The organism is Parasaccharibacter sp. TMW 2.1884, from assembly GCF_023337695.1.
In the GTDB taxonomy this organism is placed as follows: domain Bacteria; phylum Pseudomonadota; class Alphaproteobacteria; order Acetobacterales; family Acetobacteraceae; genus Bombella; species Bombella apis.
Genome location: NZ_QORR01000005.1, coordinates 76844 through 94090 on the forward strand (window position 1 = coordinate 76844; position 17247 = coordinate 94090).

13 protein-coding genes are annotated in these 17247 nt (G+C 62.3%); 9 read left to right on the forward strand and 4 right to left on the reverse strand.

All coding sequences use genetic code 11. From position 1 onward, the window contains the following. Positions 1-120 precede the first annotated feature (120 nt). The gene (gene dnaG / locus DTI93_RS08190) at positions 121-1974 is read right to left on the reverse strand and encodes a DNA primase (RefSeq protein WP_249080321.1); all 1854 of its coding nucleotides are present in this window, start codon (positions 1972-1974) and stop codon (positions 121-123) included. A 127-nt stretch (positions 1975-2101) separates the two neighbouring features. Between dnaG and DTI93_RS08195 the strand changes: the two genes are divergently transcribed. Beyond that, positions 2102-3040: a DMT family transporter gene (locus tag DTI93_RS08195; protein WP_043557891.1), complete on the forward strand. Its 939-nt coding sequence runs from the start codon at positions 2102-2104 to the stop codon at positions 3038-3040. 82 nt (positions 3041-3122) lie between these two features. Next, complete coding sequence (locus DTI93_RS08200) at positions 3123-4076, forward strand: DMT family transporter (RefSeq protein ID WP_249080324.1); 954 nt, start codon at positions 3123-3125, stop codon at positions 4074-4076. 67 nt (positions 4077-4143) lie between these two features. Here the strand turns inward: DTI93_RS08200 and DTI93_RS08205 are convergent, their stop codons facing one another. Then, positions 4144-4596, reverse strand: a complete 453-nt coding sequence (locus DTI93_RS08205) for a GatB/YqeY domain-containing protein (RefSeq protein ID WP_043557888.1) — start codon at positions 4594-4596, stop codon at positions 4144-4146. A gap of 260 nt (positions 4597-4856) precedes the next feature. Here DTI93_RS08205 and carA point away from each other — a divergent pair, with 260 nt between their 5' ends. The 4 genes from carA (at position 4857) to DTI93_RS08225 (ending at position 11327) form a co-directional block, all read left to right on the forward strand. Next, on the forward strand, positions 4857-6236 hold the full coding sequence (gene carA, locus DTI93_RS08210; protein WP_086431254.1) for a glutamine-hydrolyzing carbamoyl-phosphate synthase small subunit: 1380 nt from the start codon (positions 4857-4859) through the stop codon (positions 6234-6236). Positions 6237-6239: 3 nt separating this feature from the next. Then, positions 6240-9494 (forward strand): carbamoyl-phosphate synthase large subunit, encoded by a 3255-nt coding sequence (gene carB, locus DTI93_RS08215; RefSeq protein ID WP_081562870.1) that lies wholly within the window; start codon positions 6240-6242, stop codon positions 9492-9494. 139 nt (positions 9495-9633) lie between these two features. Continuing rightward, positions 9634-10107 carry a transcription elongation factor GreA gene (gene greA, locus DTI93_RS08220; RefSeq protein WP_043557883.1) on the forward strand — a complete coding sequence of 158 codons (474 nt, stop codon included), beginning with the start codon at positions 9634-9636 and terminating at the stop codon, positions 10105-10107. Beyond that, positions 10107-11327: a threonine ammonia-lyase gene (locus DTI93_RS08225; protein WP_043557881.1), complete on the forward strand. Its 1221-nt coding sequence runs from the start codon at positions 10107-10109 to the stop codon at positions 11325-11327. The genes greA and DTI93_RS08225 overlap by 1 nt, the downstream gene beginning before the upstream one ends. 74 nt (positions 11328-11401) lie before the next feature. On the opposite strand, the gene msrB is transcribed toward DTI93_RS08225, so the two are convergent. Next, on the reverse strand, positions 11402-11809 hold the full coding sequence (gene msrB, locus DTI93_RS08230) for a peptide-methionine (R)-S-oxide reductase MsrB (RefSeq protein ID WP_043557880.1): 408 nt from the start codon (positions 11807-11809) through the stop codon (positions 11402-11404). 203 nt (positions 11810-12012) lie between these two features. Here msrB and DTI93_RS08235 point away from each other — a divergent pair, with 203 nt between their 5' ends. From DTI93_RS08235 to DTI93_RS08245, 3 genes are all read left to right on the forward strand, one after another. Continuing rightward, positions 12013-13317 (forward strand): murein hydrolase activator EnvC, encoded by a 1305-nt coding sequence (locus DTI93_RS08235; protein ID WP_249080326.1) that lies wholly within the window; start codon positions 12013-12015, stop codon positions 13315-13317. A 139-nt stretch (positions 13318-13456) separates the two neighbouring features. Continuing rightward, positions 13457-14971 carry a S41 family peptidase gene (locus DTI93_RS08240; RefSeq protein WP_249080328.1) on the forward strand — a complete coding sequence of 505 codons (1515 nt, stop codon included), beginning with the start codon at positions 13457-13459 and terminating at the stop codon, positions 14969-14971. Positions 14972-14975: 4 nt separating this feature from the next. Continuing rightward, positions 14976-15473: an RNA pyrophosphohydrolase gene (locus DTI93_RS08245; RefSeq protein ID WP_043557878.1), complete on the forward strand. Its 498-nt coding sequence runs from the start codon at positions 14976-14978 to the stop codon at positions 15471-15473. Here DTI93_RS08245 and DTI93_RS08250 read toward each other — a convergent pair. Continuing rightward, positions 15449-17227, reverse strand: a complete 1779-nt coding sequence (locus DTI93_RS08250) for an ABC transporter ATP-binding protein (RefSeq protein WP_249080330.1) — start codon at positions 17225-17227, stop codon at positions 15449-15451. The genes DTI93_RS08245 and DTI93_RS08250 overlap by 25 nt on opposite strands. Positions 17228-17247: the final 20 nt, after the last annotated feature.

Sequence of the window (17247 nt, forward strand, 5' to 3'; positions counted from 1 at the left end):
GCCAGTAATGGGGCAGCTTGGAATTGGTTAATCCAGCCCTCCAAGTCAAGGACCGGGGCACCAGAAAGTTGCGATTGCGTGCTTTATCCCGGGCATCGGGCTCAACGTCCATCCGCCACTTCAGCCGTCTTCCGGCTCCAGCTGCGGGCTTTCTCCCCGGCGGAGGGCAAACAGCACGTTCTGCTTGGCCTGCATCGCCGCCAGTAATGTCCGCTTCGTTGCCTCATCCGATTCGGAGGAAGAATTCAGAAGCTGCTCCACTGTCCGGCGCACCTCTTCTTCCACTGTTTCCTGAAGTGTCCTGAGATTTTCCAGCGCATAGAAATGCCACCAGAGCTTCATGACCGCCTGCATGCGGTCCTCATCATCCTCCACCCGCACCTGCCGGGGCATGGAACTGCTGCACAGTGCTGCCACCGCATCCGCCAGCCCCTGCTCGGCCATCCACTCCCGGCAGCTTTCCACCGTCAGGGCACCGGTACATTCATCAGCCCAGCTCAACAGGGCCGTACGGATGTCGGCGAGAGAGCCCGACAGGGCCAGCGCATTATATTCCCGGTCAATACCCGGCAATATGTCCGGATGCTGGAGCAGGATGGCCGTGAGAATGTTCAGCCGTTCACCACTGCCCTCCTCTACGGTGCGCTCCGCTGAGACCGGAATGACAGAGGCGGTCATGCTGTCCTGCTGCCCACGCCTCCCCCATCCCGGCTTCTGACGGCGATAGCGGGCGAAGAACATATCGTTCAACGTGCTGCGATATTCACCAGCCAGCACCTTGTCCGGAATCATCCGGGCCAGGGCATTGAGTTTCTCCCGCAAGGCCGCCCGCCGCTCGGGCGTCGGGTCACGCTCCTGCGCTGTCAGCAGGCCGAACAGCTCTTCTTCCATCGGGCTGGCAGCCGCAAGACGGCGCTCCATGCCCTGTACGCCCTCCCGCCGGAGAAGGGAATCAGGGTCATCTCCACCATCCAGACGACAGAACCGCAGGCTGCGCCCGACCTTCAGCAATGGCAGGGCAACCTCGCAGGACCGCAGGGCCGCACGCTGCCCGGCGCCATCACCATCAAAACAGATGATGGGCGTGTCCGTCATCCGCCAGAGCAGTTCCAGCTGCTCATCGCCCAGAGCCGTACCCAATGGCGCCACAGCCCCGGCAAAACCTGCCTGAGCCATGGCAATGACATCCATGTACCCTTCCACCACCACGGCTTTTGCGCCCTTGTGGATGGCCTGCCGTGCCAGATCGATATTGAAGAGTGTCCGTCTTTTGGAAAAGATTTCTGTCTCTGGCCCATTCAGATATTTGGGCTGGCCATCCCCCAGAACACGCCCGCCGAAAGAGATGATCCGCCCCTTCCTGTCCCGGATCGGAAACATGACCCGGTTGAAGAACAGCTCGCCCTTGGGATGCCCATTTTCATCGGTCCGCATCAGCCCGACCTGAACCAGCGTCGCCGCTGTAATGTTTTTCCCTTCCAGCGCCTTCAGCAGGGAGCGCCCGTCACCAGACCAGCCGAGCCCGAAACGCTCCAGCGTCTCTTCACTCAGGCCACGCTTCTGCAGGTAATCCAGCCCGGCACGACCTTCCGGCTGGTAGAGCCTGCTGCGATAGATGGCCTGGACCTCATCCATGACATCATGCAGGGTCTGCCGGACACGGGCCTTCTCGACCTGCCGCGGGTCATCAGCCGGAACCTCCATCCCGGCTTCCGACGCCAACCGCTCGACAGCCTCACGGAACCCGGCCCCCTCACTCTGCATGATGTAGCTGATCGCATCACCATGTGCGCCACAGCCAAAGCAGTGATAGTGATCATCATAGATGTAAAGCGAAGGCGTCTTTTCCCCATGAAAGGGGCAGCAGACTTTCCAGTTCCGGCCGGACCGGACCAGCTTGTTCCGCCGGCCGAACAGGGATGTAAGGGATGTCCGCTGGCGCAGTTCATCAAGAAACGCAGTGTCTATGGCCATGCACACACTGTGACACTCTCCCCCCCAAAAAGGAAGATGCTCCCGATTCCCCCTTGACGAAAGAACCCCAAACTTCAACACACGACAGGTCACACCCTCCATTCCAGAGCAGAGAGCGGGCCTTTTCATGACACGTTCCACCTTCACCGGCATTGCCTGCGGCGCCGCAGCAGGAGCATTGTGGGGACTGTCCCTCCTCGCTCCGGAGCTGATCGGCCCCTTCGCACCATTGCAGCTCGCGTCTGTCCGGTTCGTCACCTATGGGGTCATCGCCCTGCTGCTGCTCGCCCCGAAGCTGAAGACACTCCTTCCCCATCTGGGTGCTGCCGAATGGTGGGGCCTGCTGGGGCTCAGCCTGATGGGCAACATCATCTATTACAGCCTGCTCAGCACGGCCGTGCAGCTCTGTGGCGTAGCCATGCCCTCGCTGATCGTCGGTTTCATCCCTGTCACGGTGACCCTCGTGGGAGCACTGCGGCATGATTCCACCCTGCATGTCCGCCAGCTTGTCCCTTCCATGCTGCTCAGTGCAGGCGGCATTGTCTGCATCGCCTGGCAGAATTTTCACAATGCCTCTCCCCAGCATCAGGGCGGCCTCTGGGTCCAGCTGGCCGGGCTGCTCATGGCGGCCTGTGCCCTGCTCAGCTGGACAGGCTTTGTCGTCAAGAACGCCAACTGGCTGCGGCGGCTTGACCACATCACCCACAATGACTGGAACCTGCTGACGGGTCTCGTCACCGGGGCTCTCGCCCTGCTCATGCTGCCTCTGGCCTTCCTGCTGCCGCAGCATCTGCCCGCCACGGGCTGGGCGCATTTCCTCATGGTTGCCTGCGGGATGGGCCTGCTGGCCTCGGTCGTGGCCAATGCGTTCTGGAACAGCATGACACGCCTGCTGCCCCTGACGATGGTCGGGCAGATGATCCTGTTCGAGACGCTCTTCTCCCTGTTCTACGGCTTCCTCTGGGAGCAGCGTTTTCCCCGGCCTCTGGAGGCCTGCGCCATCGTTCTGGCCATCAGTGGGGTCATCTCCTGCGTCCGTGCCCACGGTCCGGCGAAGCACGGCTGAACATTCTTCCCTCTTGACGCAGGCACCATTACCTACAACACAGGCCCATATCGCATAATTAACAATTCAAGAATGAGCCTGCATGACACGTTCCATCCTCATGGGCACCGCTTATGGTGCCATGGCGGGAGCATTCTGGGGGATAACATTTCTCGCCCCGGAGCTTGTCGCCCCGTTCACGCCTTTTCAGCTGGCAACGCTGCGCTATCTGACCTTCGGGATTGTCTCCCTTCTCATCCTTCTCCCACGCCTGAAAACGCTGCTGCCACACCTTACCTTCAAGGCATTCCGGGCGCTCGTACTTCTCGCCATACTGGGCAGCGTGGGCTATTACAGCATGATGGGCGTGGCCATCCAGCTGAGCGGCGTAGCCATGCCATCCCTCATCATCGGCTTCATCCCCGTCACGGTGACACTGGCTGGCATCTGTCGCCATAATGCCGTTGTCACATTCCGCCAGCTCATCCCATCCATCCTGCTCAGCACGGCGGGCATCCTCTGCATCTCCTGGCAGAATTTCTTTGTCGGCTCCGCCCTGCATCATACCGGCCCGCTGCTACAGGCCGTCGGCCTGCTGATGGCCATCGGGTCCCTGCTGGGCTGGACACTGTTCAATGTCATCAACTCTGACTGGCTGAAAAAGCTGGATCACATCACGAGCGATGAATGGAACCTGCTGACAGGCGTCATGGCCGGTATCCTGTCGCTGGTCATTCTCCTGCCAGCCGCCTTCTTCTGGCCGGCGCACCTGCCCACGACCGGCTGGACACGCTTCATCCTCATTTCCTGCGGTGTGGGGCTGTTCTCCTCCACCATCGCCAATGCGTTCTGGAACCGCATGACCCATCTTCTGCCCCTGACGATGGTCGGGCAGATGATCCTGTTCGAAACGCTCTTCTCGCTGATCTACGGCTTCCTCTGGGAGCAGCGCCTGCCCACCATGTGGGAAGCTGCTGCCTTCCTGCTCTCCGTCAGCGGCGTTCTGGCCTGTGTCCGGGCCCACAAGAACAACGAAGCCTCCCACTCCTACCACTGACACGAAAAACCCCGCCTGTTTCATCAGGCGGGGTTTTCACACTCCGGTCCGCAAAGCGGAAAAACCGTCAGCCGAGATGGGCCTTGACAAGACCACTGGCCCGTCCGGCATCCAGTGCCGCACCGAAGCGACCTTTCAGCACACCCATCACCTTGCCCATGTCCTTCATGCCCTCGGCACCTGTTTCCTTCACGGCCTCGGCAATGGCTTCTTTCAGGGCATCTTCGGACAGTTCCGCCGGGAGATAGTTGCGGATGGTCTCGATTTCCGCCTCTTCCTTGGCGGCCAGTTCGGGCCGGTTGCCCTGATGGTACATGGCCGCAGACTCCGTGCGTGTCTTGATCATGGAACGCAGGGCCAGAAGGATATCATCCTCACTCACCTCCCCACTCTTGGCCCGGGCAGCGACATCAAGGTCCTTGATCTTTGCGGAAATGGCACGGATCTGCGCCACACGGTCAGACTGACCGGCCTTCATGGCTGCCTTGAGATCATCCATGATACGGGTACGGAGTGACATGATGGTTCTCTCTCTTAATGATGAGTTTATAAGTTCCATAAAGGAGCGTAAGAGGTACCAGCCCTGCACTATCCTGTCGATATTGCAGGAGTCCACAGGGAGCAGTCACAGATGCGGGAAAAAACTTCCCACCACTGCTTGTATTCCGGCACCCTCCCTCCATATGGGAAAAAACTTCCCATCACGCTCTGGCTGCCCTATGAAGGGACAGGCCCATCCGGGTTCAGAACAGACAGGGCACGAGGCAGAGCAGCAGACAGATGAACGTCGATTCACTCATCAAGAAAGCAGGCGGTGCGGCTGAAATCGCCCAGCTTACCGGTGTCAGCACCGAGGCCGTGCGCAAGTGGCGGCAGGCTGGTATGATACCCACAAAACACTGGCCTGCCCTGCTTCATGTGCCGGGGATCACCCTGGCCGACCTGAACGAGACGTCAGAGGAGACATCCGCCATGACCCACCCTACCGATGACATGCCCCCCAAAGGCGCAACGGCCGTCCTCGTGCTGGCGGATGGCTCCCATTTCTGGGGCCGTGGTTTCGGGGCTTTCAATGACGGTGCCGCAGGCGAGCTCTGCTTTTCCACCGGCATGACGGGCTATCAGGAAACACTGACAGACCCTTCCTTCGCCGGACAGATCATCACCTTCACCTTCCCCCATATCGGCAATGTCGGCACCAACGGGGATGATGACGAGGCCCCCACCATGGCGGCCCTCGGCCTCGTGGTGAAAGAAGATGTCACCGCCCCAGCCAGCTGGCGGTCCATCCAGCCACTGCAGGACTGGCTGAAAGCCCACGGGCGGGCCGGCATCAGCGGTGTGGACACACGGGGCATCACCCGCCTGCTGCGGGACAAGGGGCCGCAGAACGCCCTGCTTTTCTACCCGAAAGATGGCCGCTTCGACCTCGCCGCCCTGCGCCAGAAGGCCGCAGAATGGCCCGGTCTGGAAGGGATGGACCTTGTGAAGGAGGTTGCCCAGCCCGCCCGCAGCTGGACGAAAACCACATGGCACAACACCCGCCCCGAGCGGGCCGTGAAACGCCGTGTCGTGGCTCTGGATTACGGAGCAAAAGACAACATCCTCCGCAGCCTCGTTGCCGCTGGCTGTGAGGTGCATGTCCTCCCCGGCACCGCCACGGGTGAGGAGATCCTCGCCCTGAAGCCGGAAGGCGTCTTCCTCTCCAACGGTCCGGCCGACCCCGCCGCCACGGCCGTCTATGCTGTCCCGGCCATCCAGGCCGTCATGGAGGCGGACATTCCGGTCTTCGGCATCTGCCTCGGCCACCAGCTTCTGGCCCGGGCACTGGGCGGCACAACCTACAAGCTGGACCGTGGCCACCGTGGGGCCAACCAGCCGGTGAAGGACCTCACGACGGGCCGGGTGGAAATCACCAGCCAGAATCACGGCTTCGCCGTGGATGAGAAGTCCCTGCCCGATACCGTCAGGGTGACGCATGTCAGCCTGTTTGACGGCTCGAACGAAGGACTGGCTTCCACCGTGAAGGAAGCCTTCTCCGTCCAGTACCATCCGGAAGCCAGCCCCGGCCCGACCGACAGTTTCTACCTCTTCGAGCGGTTTGTCGCCGTGATGGACCGCCGCGCCGCAGCCCGCACAACCAGCAAGGCAGGAGCCTGACCCATGCCCAAACGCACAGACATCCGCTCCATCCTCATCATCGGTGCTGGCCCCATTGTCATAGGGCAGGCCTGCGAGTTCGACTATTCCGGCGCACAGGCCTGCAAGGCCCTGAAAGAGGAAGGCTACCGTGTCATCCTCCTGAACTCCAACCCGGCCACCATCATGACCGACCCCGGTCTGGCTGATGCCACCTACATCGAGCCCATCACGCCGGAATTTGTCGAGCGCATCATCCTCAAGGAGAAGCCCGACGCCGTCCTGCCGACCATGGGTGGCCAGACGGCCCTGAATGCCGCCATGGCGCTGGACAAGTCCGGCTTCCTCACCAGGCACGGCGTGGAGCTGATCGGCGCACGGGCTGACGTGATCGACCGTGCCGAGGACCGCCTGAAGTTCCGTGAGGCCATGGATGCCATCGGCGTGGAAAGCCCCCGCAGTGCCATCGCCCACACGCTGGACGAGGCCCGCACGGCCCTGGAGCATATCGGCCTGCCCGCCATCATCCGTCCGTCCTTCACCATGGGCGGCTCCGGCGGTGGTATCGCCTATAACCGGGAGGAATTCTCCCAGATCGTGGCCAGCGGGCTGGATGCCTCCCCCACCACCGAGGTGCTGATCGAAGAATCCGTCATCGGCTGGAAAGAGTACGAGATGGAAGTGGTCCGTGACGTGGCGGACAACTGCATCATCGTCTGCTCCATCGAGAACATCGACCCGATGGGCGTCCATACCGGGGATTCCATCACCGTGGCCCCGGCCATGACGCTGACGGACAAGGAATACCAGCGGATGCGTGATGTCTCCATCGCCTGCCTGCGGGCCATCGGCGTGGAGACGGGTGGTTCCAACGTGCAGTTCGGCGTGAATCCGAAGGATGGCCGCATGGTCGTCATCGAGATGAACCCCCGCGTGTCCCGCTCCTCCGCCCTGGCCTCCAAGGCTACCGGCTTCCCGATCGCCAAGATCGCCGCCAAGCTGGCCGTGGGCTACACTCTGGATGAGCTGACGAACGACATCACCGGCACCATCCCGGCCAGCTTCGAGCCGACAATCGACTATGTCGTCACGAAAATTCCCCGCTTCACCTTCGAGAAATTCCCCAGCACGCCGGCCCTGCTCTCCACCTCCATGAAATCCGTCGGTGAGGCGATGGCCGTGGGCCGCAGCTTCGCCGAATCCCTCCAGAAGGGCCTGCGCTCCATGGAGACGGGCCTGACAGGTCTGGACCCTGTGGAGGCCCCCGGCGATGGCTCCCCGGATGCCTACCGTGCCGCCCTCTCCGAGCCACGGCCGGAGCGCATCCTCATGGCCGCCCAGGCCTTCCGGGCCGGTCTCTCACTGGAGGACATTCAGGAAGCCTGCCATTTCGAGCCGTGGTTCCTCCGCCAGCTGGAAGGCATCATTGCGACGGAACGTGAGATCGAAGCGAACGGCCTGCCGGATGACGCCATCAGCCTGCGCCAGATCAAGGCCCAGGGCTTCTCCGACCAGCAGCTTGCCCGCCTGAGCGGCAAAAGCGTGAAGGACGTCGTCGCCCTGCGCACAAAGCTGGACGTGCTGCCCGTCTATCGCCGGATCGACACCTGTGCAGCCGAGTTCTCTTCTGACACGCCGTATCTGTATTCCACCTATGAAGGGGGCTTCGGCATCCCGGACTGTGAGAGCCGCCCGACGGACAAACAGAAAATCGTCATCCTCGGCGGTGGCCCCAACCGGATCGGTCAGGGCATCGAGTTCGACTACTGCTGCGTCCATGCCGCCTACGCCCTGCGTGAGGCCGGTTTCGAGACGATCATGGTCAACTGCAACCCGGAAACCGTCTCCACGGACTATGACACGTCCGACCGCCTCTATTTCGAGCCGCTGACGGCCGAGGACGTCATCAGCCTCGTGAAGAAGGAGATGACGAACGGCACCGTTCTGGGCTGCATCGTGCAGTATGGTGGGCAGACCCCGCTGAAGCTCTCCCGTGCGCTGGAGGAAGCGGGCATCACCCTGCTGGGCACCCCGGCCGATGCCATCGACCGTGCCGAGGACCGGGAACGCTTCCAGGCCATGCTGCGCAAGCTGGGCCTGCGCCAGCCCCGCAACGGCATCGCCCGCACCCCCGACGAGGCCCTGAAGATTGCCGAGGAAGTCGGCTATCCGGTCGTGGCCCGTCCCTCCTACGTGCTGGGTGGCCGTGCAATGGAGATCGTCTATGACAGGGCCGGTCTTTCCCATTACCTCAACACCGTCCTGCGTGCCGCCGGTGAGGATGTCTCCACCGGGCCGGTCCTGCTGGATCACTACCTGAATGAGGCCATCGAGGCCGACGTGGACTGCATTGCCGATGGTCATGATGTCTATGTCGCCGGGGTGATGGAGCATATCGAGGAAGCCGGAATCCACTCTGGCGACTCTGCCTGCTCCCTGCCGCCCTACACGCTCTCCCCGGCTCTGGTGACGGAGCTGAAGGCCCAGACCGAAGCCATGGCCCGTGAGCTGGGCATCCGTGGACTGATGAACGTGCAGTTCGCCATCAAGGATGACGAGGTGTTCGTTCTGGAGGTCAATCCCCGTGCCTCCCGCACGGTGCCTTTCGTGGCCAAGGCCACAGGTGTGCCGGTCGCCAAGATCGGGGCCCGGATCATGGCCGGAGCCAGACTGTCCGAGTTCCCGCTGGAAGGCCGGTCCGTCGCCCCACATGTGGCCGTCAAGGAAGCGGTCTTCCCCTTCAACCGCTTCTCCGGCGTTGATACGATCCTCGGGCCGGAAATGCGCTCCACTGGTGAGGTAATGGGGCTGGATGCCAACTTCGAGATGGCCTTTGCCAAATCCCAGCTGGCCGCAGGCGTGAAACTCCCCCGGACAGGCACCGTCTTCCTCTCCGTCCGGGAGAGCGACAAGGCCCATGTGCAGCCACTGGCCCGCAAGCTGGTGGAGATGGGCTTCACCATTCTTGCTACCCGTGGCACGGCGGACCGGCTCAAGGAAGCCGGTATTCCGGTCACCCGTGTCAACAAGGTGCTGGAAGGTCGCCCACACTGTGTGGATGCCATCCACTCCAACGAGGTGCAGATGGTCATCAACACCGCCCAGGGTGGCCAGTCCGCCCGGGACAGCTTTGACATCCGCCGCTCCGCCCTGACGATGAACGTGCCCCATTACACGACCATCGCCGGTGCCCGGGCAGCAACCTATGCCATCTCTGTCCTGAAACAGAAGGAGCCGGATGTGGCGCCGCTGCAATCCTATTTCCACGGCGCCTTCTAAGAGAAGGCTTGCAGCACGCATGGCGTGCTGGTTATCCTGTCCGCCACAGCGTATGCCGCCCCGCCCTTTTCCGCTCCATGTGGAAGGGGGCGGGGCGGTGTGCCATTCATCTCTTTGTACCAGTGCGAGGATTCCCTCCATGCAGAAAAGCCCCATGACCGCCCAAGGACTGAAACGCCTTGAGGATGAGCTGCGCCAGCTCAAATCAGAGGAACGCCCCGCCGTCATCCGGGCCATTGCAGAAGCCCGCTCCCACGGGGACCTCTCCGAGAATGCGGAATACCACGCCGCCCGGGAGCGTCAGTCCTTCATCGAGGGGCGGGTGCTGGAGCTGGAGAGCCTGATCTCCACGGCCGAGGTGATCGACCCCACGACCCTCTCCGGCAGCCGCATCCAGTTCGGTGCCACGGTCGAGCTGGTGGATGAGGAAACCGACAAGGAAAGCACCTACCAGATCGTCGGCGCTCACGAAGCTGACATCAAGCAGCACCGCATTTCCATCTCCTCCCCCCTTGCCAAAGCCCTCATCGGGAAGGAAGCTGGGGACAGCGTTTCCGTCCCGGCACCGGGCGGGGACCGTACCTATGAAGTTCTGAAAGTGATCTACAAATAATGCCGGACTCTGCTTCCAAGACCAGCCTGACCTTCAACGACGTCAAAGACGCCCAGAAGCGCATTGCCGCCACCATTGCCCGCACGCCCACGATCAGCAATGTGGCCCTTTCCCGGCTGACGGAAGCAGAGATTATCATCAAGCTGGAAAATCTTCAGGCCATTGGCTCCTTCAAGGAGCGTGGAGCGGCCAACCGCATGGCCCTGCTCACGCCCGAGGAACGCAAACGGGGTGTCATCACCGTCTCGGCAGGCAACCATGCCCAAGGCGTAGGGCGGCAGGCCAGCCTGCTGGGCGTGGAAGCCACCATCGTCATGCCCCGTTTCACCCCCGCCACCAAGGTGGCTGCCACCCAGAGCTGGGGGGCCCGGGTCGTTCTGGCGGGCGAGAATTTCGACGAGGCCGTGAAAACGGCCGAAAAAATCCGTCAGGAAGAAGGCCAGACCCTCATCCACCCCTTCAATGATCCTGCCGTCATCGCCGGACAGGGCACCTGCGCTCTGGAAATGATCGAGGATGCGCCCGATCTGGATGCCATCGTGGTGCCGATCGGTGGAGGTGGCCTCATGGCCGGTTTCGTCACGGTACTGAAAGAACTCAGCCCGAAGACGAAACTCTATGGCGTGCAGGTGGAGGGCTATTCCCCACTGGGAGCCTATCCTGAACCGCTCCGCTCCGTTCCCGGCGGGTCAACCATTGCCGAGGGCATCGCCGTCGTCCAGCCGGGCCATCACTGCCTGGATGTCATTGGCAGGAACCTTGATGGCGTGTTCGTCGTCAACGAACTCCAGGTCGAAAGTGCCATCACGACGCTGGCCGAGAAGGCCCGTCAGGTGGGCGAAGGGGCCGGAGCCACGCCACTGGCCGCCATTCTGGCCAATCATGACCTCTTCAGAGGCAAGAAGGTGGGCTTTCCCATCTCCGGCGGCAACATCAATGCCCGCATCCTTGCCCATGTCATCCTCCGCTCCCTGCTGCGGGAAGGACGCATCCTGCGGCTGATCTTCCAGATTCCCGACCGCCCCGGCCTGCTGGCCGCCATCTCCGAGAAGATTGGCAGCTATGGTGGCAACATCATCGAGGTCTCCCATCACCGCCTCTTCGCCGCTCCTTCCGTGCAGACGGCAGAGCTGGTGGTGATGATCGAAGCCCGTGACACGGAACATGCCCTGGAAATCGAGCGGGAACTCTCCCGCCATTACCACGTCGAACGGGACTGACCCCCCGGAACGTCCTCTGAAGCAGAAGGGAGTGGTCCCGCCCGTGTGAGACGGGGCCACTCCCTTTTTTGCGTTCAGGCTCCCTCTTCATCCGGGACGAAATGAAGGGCCAGACCATTGGTGCAGTAACGCAGCCCCGTGGGCGGGGGGCCATCAGGGAAGACATGCCCCAGATGACCGTGACAGCCTGCGCAATGTATCTCCACCCGCACCATGCCGAGACTGCGGTCCTCACGCTCGCCCACCGCCCCGGGCACGGCCCGGAAGAAAGACGGCCAGCCTGATCCGCTCTCATATTTCGCCGTCGAGCTGAACAGCCTCTTCCCGCAGGCGGCACAGTCGTAATGACCGGGCCGTTTCTCACCATTCAGCGGGCTGGAACCCGGCGGCTCGGTTCCATGACCATGCAGGACATGCTTCTGCGCTTCACTGAGCGGCCCACAGCCACAGACGGCTGCTTTTTCAGATGTCTGGTCTTTCATCTCCACTCCTCTCCGGGGCACCATCCCGCCCCTCCGGCTGGACAGACAGCCCATTCTCCGCCACAAAAGACATACGAAAACCAATCATCGCATCTGTCCCGCATGTCCCTGTCACTCATTCCTGCCTGACTGATCTCATGCTGTCAGATGTGTTTTTCAAGCCCCATACCATCCCACCCGGAAAGGGATTCCCAGGCAGGCTCATGCTCCCGAAACGCACCAGCACATCCCTCGCCCTCTGCTGGCTGCTGCCTTGCCTGATGCTGACCTGCCTTGCCGACCAGCATCAGGCCCATGCCACCCCGGACCAGGCCGGTACTCTGTGGGGATCAAACACGCCCATTCCCACCACGGAGGCTGGCATCCGCAAGGCACGGGCTGCACGGCGGAATCTGCAGCAGCTTCTGGCCCAGAAAGCCCAGCTGCTCCAGCAGAAGGAAGAAGAAACCCGCAAGGCTGAAGCCCAGGCGCATCTCAGTGCCCGTCAGCTGGCCCGCCTGCGCCAGAAGCAGGCCAGACTGGCCCGGCAGCACATGCTCGTGGAACGTCACCTCACAAAGGTTTCAGCTCAGCTGGACCAGCTCAGTACGGGCAATGACCAGCTGAAAGCCGAAGAAAACACCATTCTTCTGGATGAAGCCACACGTCTTCCTGCCCTCCAGCAGATGAACACCACGCCAGAACTCGCCCTTCTTATGCCACCAGACAATCCAGCCATCAGCCCTGCAGTTCCTTTTGCCCTTCTCGCCCTGCGCCACCAGCAGAACCGGGACGCCATGGCAGACAACATCCAGCGGCAGACCCATCTCCAGAGAGAGCAGATGCGGCTGACAGACCAGAGCCGTACCATCACAGCACAGGAAACCCGCCTCCAGACCAGCCAGAACGAGGCAGAAAGCCGGGCCGAGCAGGCGGCCATAAAATCGGAACAGGCCCAGCAGACCCTGCTGAAGCAGCAGGCTCTACTGACACAGGCCCGCCAGAGCACGGAGGCCCTGACAGCCATCATCACCGTCCTGGCCCGGCAGGAAGCTGAAACACGCCGCCGCCTGCGGGCCCAGAAGGCCCGGTTCCACAAGCTGCACCAGCGCCACAGGGAACAGGAAGTGGAGCAGCAGGACCGCAGCTTCAACCCCGGCAAAGGGCTGATGCGGGGCTCTGCACGGGCCCCTGTGCAGGGGCGCATCGTCACACGCTGGGCACAGCCTACCGAGGCTGGCCCCGCCACGGGGCTGACCTACCAGACGGCTCCTTCCGCCCCTGTGACCGCCCCCTGCACGGGCCGCCTGCTCTTCAGCGGGGCCTTCCGCTCCTTCGGCCCCATGGTGATTCTGGACTGCGGGCAGAAACAGCGACTTGTTCTGGCCGGTCTTGGCACGCTCCAGCTACAGAGCGGCCAGTCCGTCCAGCAGGGGGGCGTGATCGGCCAGATGCCCACCCGGGACCCTCTCCTCTTCGTACAGCTGCGGCAGGGAACAAAGCTCATGGATCCGGCCCATTTCTTCTGAGGCCATGCTGAGTCCTGCCGGGAGTTTCACCCGTGCCGAAAACACTGTAAGCTGCCTCCATCATGTCTCCGGGCCAGGGCCCTCTCATATTGATCGCAGCGAACCGCCTGTCTTCTAAATGTTAAGGAATAGACCGACCATGAACTTCCGCACTGGCCTTATGCTGGGTCTTGCCTGTTCAGCCATGGGTGTTGCCTCTGGTGCCTTTTTTGCCAGTCGCCCGTCACTCGTCCCCCCCGCCTGGGCGCAGGAGATCACACACAAGGACAGCAACACGCCGGCCAACAGCAGCGACAGCAACAATGCTGAAACCGTCCGTATGCTGACACTGCTGGGCACGGTGATGGACATTGCCCATTCGGAATATGTCTCTCCCCTTCCCAACAAGAAGCTCATCCGCAATGCCATTGACGGAATGATCAGCAATCTGGACCCTCACTCCTCCTTCATGGATGCCCAGCAGCTCAAGGACATGCAGGATGAGATGTCCGGCCAGTTTGGTGGGCTTGGGCTACAGGTGCAGGGCGATGCCGGGCATGTACGGGTCGTCTCCCCCATTGATGGCACACCGGCCGCCAAAGCGGGCATCCAGTCCGGCGATGTCATCACCATGGTGGACAACAAGAGCATCGCCAACCTCACGCTGGATCAGGCCGTCCGCAAGATGCGGGGCAAGCCGGGAACGCAGATCACCCTGACCATCCTGCGCCCAAAAACTGGCAAGCAGCAGAACCTGACCCTGACACGGGAGATCATCCATGTGCAGATCGTCCGTTCCGCCCTCTATGGGCAGACGGGCTATATCCGCCTGAGTGAATTTGATGATTCGCTGGAAAAGGAGATGCGCAAGGCTTACGGCAAGCTGGTCCAGTCCGTCGCCAAGACGCCCGGCAAGACACTGAACGGCCTCGTGCTGGACCTCCGCTCCGACCCCGGCGGGAAGCTGGACCAGGCCATCGCCGTGGCCCGTGACTTCATCAAGGATGGAGAGATCGTCTCCATCCGTGGCCGCCACCCCGAGGGCAACCAGCATTGGGATGGTGTCGGCAAGGACATCACCCACGGCCTGCCCATCATTGTCCTGACCAACGCCGGCTCGGCCTCTGCCAGCGAGATCGTGGCCGGTGCGCTGAAGGACCATCGCCGTGCCATCATCATGGGAGACCGGACCTTCGGCAAGGGGTCCGTCCAGACGATCATTCCCATTGCCGACCAGGGGGCCATCCGGCTGACAACCGCCCGTTATTACACACCGTCGGGCCGGTCCATCCAGGGGCTGGGCATCACGCCGGATGTGCCCGTTCTGGCCAGCCGGGATGATGACAGCCTCTTTACATACCATGAGGCTGACCTCGCCCACACCATCACCAACACGGATGGCAAACTGCCCAAGGAGGCCCCACGGACGGACCTGCCCGCTTTCGCCAAGACCGTGGAACGTCTGCCCCCTGCCAAATGGCCTGCCTTCGACCCCACGAAGCCGGAAACGGACTTCCAGCTCCAGCAGGCCCTGCATTTCATCAATGCCCAGACTGGCGGGGCTGATGCAACCCATGAGGCCGCCCTGCTCGCCCATCCACAACTGCCGCCACAGTCCCACGACACGGCCCCTGATGAGGCCAAGGACGACAGTGCAGCAAAGACGAAGAAATAAGCCCATGTCCCTGCGTGAAACACTGGCCTACCGCCCCAATGTCGGCATCGTCCTCTTCAATGGAAAAGGCGAAATCTTCATGGCCCGCCGTGCGGACCTGCCGGGGGACATCTGGCAGTTTCCGCAAGGCGGCATTGATGAGGGCGAAGAGCCGGAACAGGCCGTCTGGCGGGAAATGAAAGAAGAGATTGGCACAAACAACGCCACCATGATCGGTAAGCGGGATGGCTGGTTTCTCTACGACCTGCCGGACCACCTTATCGGCAAGGCCCTGCACGGGAAGTATCGGGGGCAGAAACAGCAGTGGTTCCTCTTCCGCTTCACCGGCCAGGACAGCGACATCAGGCTCGACACGTTTGAGGAAATCGAGTTCACCACATGGCGCTGGGTGCCGCCGGAGGATGTCCTGAGCGGCAGGTACAATCTGGGCTTCAAGAAGGACGTCTACGAACGGCTCCTGCCCGACATTCTTGCCATCTACCGGGCGGCGTCCAGAGCCTGAGCCTTCACCAGCCGGGCGTAAAGTCCGGCCCTGGCCATGAGCTGGGCATGGGTGCCCGTCTCGACAATCTGGCCCTGATCCAGCACCACGATGTGATCGGCACTCTGTACGGTGGAAAGCCGATGCGCCACGATGAGCGTCGTCCGCCCCTGCCGAAGCTGGGCCAGAGCCTCCTGCACACGGGCTTCATTCTCTGAATCCAGCGCACTCGTGGCCTCATCCAGCAGCAGCAGGCGGGGGTTACGCAGCAGGGCACGGGCCAGCATGATGCGCTGCCTCTGTCCACCCGAGAGCCTCTGCCCACCGGGACCGATGATGGTTTCCAGCCCTTCCGGCAGATCATGCACGAAATCCAGTGCCGCCATCCGGCAGAGTGCCTCCACCTCCTCCCGTGTCGCTGAGGGGCGGCCAAGATGGATGTTCTCCCGCACGCTCATGTCGAACAGGGCCGTTTCCTGACTGACATAGGCCAGATGATCCCGCAGGCTGGCCAGCGTGAGGGACCGTATGTCCACCCCCTCCAGCGTGATCGTCCCTTCCGTCACGTCAAAAAGACGGGGGATCAGGGCCAGCATGGTGGATTTCCCTGCCCCGCTCGGCCCGACCAGAGCCACGCTCTGCCCCGGCCTCACATCCAGAGATATATTTTTCAGGGCATGATGCCCATCCTGAAAACGATAGGATACACCCCTGAACACAAGGTGCCCCGGCCCTTCCGGCAGGGGCCGGGCCTCCGGCTGTTCCTGCACGCTGGCCGGTTCATCAATCACGGCAAAGATACGTCCCAGCCCGGCCAATCCTTCCTGCATGGAGGTGTTGAGCGACCCCAGGGCACGCAGAGGACGTGAGGCCGCAAACAGGGCGGCAATGAAGGCCGTGAAGTCCCCCAGCGTGGCCCCGCCCGTGGCGGCACGCCAGCCCGCAAACCCCAGCACGAAAGCGATCGCCACACCACCGATGACCTCCAGCATCGGATCCAGACGGGCACGGTTGCTGGCAATACGGAAAAACATGTCATGCAGCCTGTCGAGAGCCGAACCGATGCGGTGATGCTCATGCTCCTCCATCCGGTAGATGCGTATCTGCCGGGACAGGGAGAAGCTTTCCGTCAGCAGGGCCGAAGCTTCCCCGACCTGCTCCTGCATCCCGCCGGAGGCCCGGCGCACCCGCCGCCCGAGCTTCTGCACGGGAATGATGGCCAGAGGATACAGCACGACCGCAATCAGGCTCAGTTCCCAGTCCGTCCAGATCATGGAGGCGACAAGCCCGATGATGGTGATGACGTCCCCCAGCGCATTGACCGAACGTGTCAGGGCTTCCCTCATGGCGAGGGCATCCGTGGTGAAGCGTGCCGCCCAGCGGGCGGGTGCCTCCCTTTCAATCCGGGCCACATCCGCCTTCAGGGCATGGGTGAACATGCGTTCCTGAAGACGCCGCACGACCTGAAGGACCAGTGCCTGCACGCAGACATTCTGCCCATACTGGGCGAGAGCCTTGGCCCCCGTCACGACCACAACCAGCAGGGGAATCTGATACAGGATGCGGGGATCATGTGCCGTGAACATGTCGATCGCCCGCTTGATGACAAGCGGATAGGCCGCCGTCAGCAGGGCCATGACGACCGTCAGCACGAACACGGCCAGCAGCATGAGCCGGTGCCGGGCAATGTCCTCCCGCCAGAGCCTCCGCATCAGGGGGAAGGTTGCCTCATACGCTGCCCTGTCCGCAGGGTGCCTGCCTGTCTGCTGTGTCATGCAGACCTTCTAGCAGCCCC